2 protein-coding genes are annotated in these 2,386 nt (G+C 55.9%); one reads left to right on the plus strand and one right to left on the minus strand.

Annotated features, from left to right (window positions below):
- The first annotated feature begins 616 nt into the window (after positions 1 to 616).
- Positions 617 to 1,708 (plus strand): porin, encoded by a 1,092-nt coding sequence (locus C7U61_RS10015; protein ID WP_106997954.1) that lies wholly within the window; start codon positions 617 to 619, stop codon positions 1,706 to 1,708.
- Between the two features lie 234 nt (positions 1,709 to 1,942).
- Here C7U61_RS10015 and C7U61_RS10020 read toward each other — a convergent pair.
- Positions 1,943 to 2,386: TetR family transcriptional regulator (locus C7U61_RS10020; protein WP_106997955.1), on the minus strand; the 444-nt coding region annotated here is incomplete at its 5' end.

Below are 2,386 nucleotides of genomic sequence, written 5' to 3' on the forward strand. Positions count from 1 at the left end.
GGTTCTCATTCATTCGCGATTTGTCCCTTTCCAATGACGCGAGTCGCAAGAATCTAGAAAGATTCAATATTTCTGTGTGTAGCGATTTATTGAATTTTGTTTCCGACTTTTGCTGGAGCGGGAAGGTTCTGTATTCCGGTCGTTCGATAACTCCGCGTGCATGATTTGGCCGTTGCCGCCGAAGGCCGACTGTTCATCCGCTATCGATCTTGATGCCGTCTAAGGGAGGGTTGTCACGGGTTGGTGCATGTTTTGCCACCTCGGCGCCGCCTGCGATTGCGGCGGGGTACGCGCTGCTCCAGTTGCATTTAAGCAACAGCGATCAAGTCTAGCTCTGGAGCGGGTTTCACAGAATTGACAAACATACGGGCTGTTTGTAAACCGAATATAGGACATAAATTGTCTTACGGACGAGCAATCGGCCGGATCGGTAGAGGCATTTCAATACCTTTGCCGCGGGGGTGAATCATGAAGGTTAGAGGGGACTCAAGCCGACATCAGGTGCGTATTTGCCGGACTGCCCGGTCGCGTTAAGACCGACGTGGCCTTCAGGGTGGTGTTCCAGCTTTGTACTCGCGGTAAATTGGAAATGCATATTGCAACCAGGAGTTTAATAATGAACATCAAGAGCCTTCTTCTCGGCTCCGCTGCTGCACTGGCAGCAGTTTCCGGCGCCCATGCGGCTGACGCGATCGTAGCAGCTGAGCCGGAGCCGCTGGAATACGTCCGCATCTGCGATGCATACGGCGCTGGCTACTTCTTCATTCCGGGCACCGAAACCTGCCTCAAGATCGGCGGCCGCGTCCGTACCGAAGGCGAGTGGTACGATGCCTATAACCCGAACAGCCACAACGGTACGCTCTGGCACACTCGTGCAGAGCTGAGCGTTGATACGGCGACCGACACCGAATACGGTCCGCTGAAGACCAACACGGTCATTCGTTGGGATTGGAACGACGGCAACTCCACCTCCACGAAGCTGCTGTTCGCCAACATCAGTCTCGGCGGTTTCCTCGTCGGTAAGGCTGACTCGCAGTACAACTCCTACATCGGTTACGCCGGCGACGTCATCAACGACGACGTGATCTATGACGGCCCGTACGAACTCAACCAGTTGACCTACAACTACGACGCCGGCAATGGCTTCACGGCCGTGATCTCGGTTGAAGATTCGAACTCCAGTGGCTCGGGCGCTGGCTACGGCGCAAGCTGGTGGTCTGACGACAAGGGCAATCACTACGCTCCTGACGTCGTTGCCGGTGCTGGCTTCAAGTCCGGCGCATGGGGCTTCAAGGTCGTCGGCGGTTACGACTCGATCGTTGAAGAAGGCGCCATCAAGGCTCGTGTCGACGCTGACTTCGGCGCGTTCTCGGCCTTCTTGATGGGCGGCTGGAACACCGATGGCGACAAGCTGAACAAGTATGCAGGCACCAACCTCGATCGTTCGGCTTGCCCTGTTAACGATCCGTCGAAGTGCGGCTGGGGTGACTGGGCCGTTTGGGGCGGCGTTGGCGTTCCGATCAACGAAAAGCTGAAGTGGAACCTCCAGCTCGCTTACACCGACTCGAAGATCTTTGCCGCGACCACCAACGTCAAGTGGAACCCGGTCAAGAACCTGCTCATCGAGCCGGAAGTCTCCTACACCAACTTCGATTCTGTGAACCAGGATCAGTGGGCTGGTATCCTGCGCTTCGAACGCGCCTTCTAATATGGATTACCCGGCTTAAACGCCGGGTATGAGAAGTCTGACGTTCCAATCCGTCAGGCTTCTTTCATCGATCGGTTGACCTCCGATCAAAGCAAAGGATCTGGCTTTCCCTCCGGATCCTTTTTTGCGTTTGGGCATGGAAAATCGGTTTGGCCCGCCTCGGAGCTTCTGAACCGCCATCGCTGTTCCTAGCGGATTCGCAATGGAAGCCGGCCCCGGGCTTTCCCGGAATCTCTAGATCGCCGTAATCGCCAGCTTTTGCGTCTGAGCAAGCGGGAACCAGGTCTTCAGCACCATCCTTATGAACATCTGTCCGCAAGGAACCAGCTCGAAGGTGCCGCGGTCGAGTGTCCATTCGGTGATCAGGCCGCCGATGACCGCTGTCAATGCGGAAGAGGCCGTATCCGGTGTCCAGGGAGCCGGAAGTTTAGTCTTTTCATCCATAAGGGTGAATATGCGTTCGAAATTTTCGTGCATGTCGTGCCGAAACGAACTCGCCCGGCTCGTGCTGCCGTCGCAAAACGCTATATCGAGATGCATCATAACTTTCAGCATGCTGCGCTTGCGCGGATCGCTGTGAATGTCGTCAAATATCGCGGCTATGGTATCGGCGATGAGATCAAGCGGGTTGGGCGGCAGTTCCTTCGACATCCGCTCCGCCAGATCCTTGAACGGCTG

Origin of the sequence: Rhizobium sp. JAB6, from assembly GCF_003024605.1 — a bacterium.
In the GTDB taxonomy this organism is placed as follows: domain Bacteria; phylum Pseudomonadota; class Alphaproteobacteria; order Rhizobiales; family Rhizobiaceae; genus Rhizobium.

Bases quoted from the DNA above. Each gene is read 5' to 3' on its own strand.
- C7U61_RS10015 (WP_106997954.1), top strand. From the start codon at position 617: ATGAACATCAAGAGCCTTCTTCTCGGCTCCGCTGCTGCACTGGCAGCA.